We start from the raw sequence: 450 nt of genomic DNA on the forward strand, positions 1-450 counted from the left end.
CCACGCAGGTCTGACCTTGTTCCATCAACGCAGGCATCACGCGGTGGCAGATTCTTCCTTCACGGTGTCGGATGAGACATTCGAAATCGGTTCGACGGGCCGGGTCGGCTCACGTCACGGGTTTGAAGTCTTCGCCCTTGGCGAGCATCGCCCAGGCCATGCGGGCATTCTTGGCTGCGACGGCGACGACGGCCTTCCAGTAGCCGCGCCGCTCGGACAGCGCCACCGCCCAGCGGCTGAGCCTGTCCTTCTTCCTGGCCGCAGCGGCCAGCGTGGCGCGTGCCCCCAGGATCAGCAGCGTTCGCAGATAACTGTCGCCGGCCTTGAGTGGCAGCACGATGCCGAACTCGCTCATCAGACCGCGCAGGCGGTTGATGGTGGCGGTGCGGGCCTTGACCCAGCCTTGGCGCACGGTGTGGATGGCGAGCCGGCACTGCGACAGCTCGGACT

General features: G+C 66.2%; 1 pseudogene. It reads right to left on the bottom strand.

Annotated elements, in window-relative coordinates:
• Positions 1-109: 109 nt before the first annotated feature.
• A pseudogene (locus tag HZU84_RS20085) lies at positions 110-450 on the bottom strand (hypothetical protein); the annotation flags it as partial.

Source organism: Sphaerotilus sulfidivorans, assembly GCF_013426975.1.
Lineage (GTDB): Bacteria > Pseudomonadota > Gammaproteobacteria > Burkholderiales > Burkholderiaceae_C > Sphaerotilus > Sphaerotilus sulfidivorans.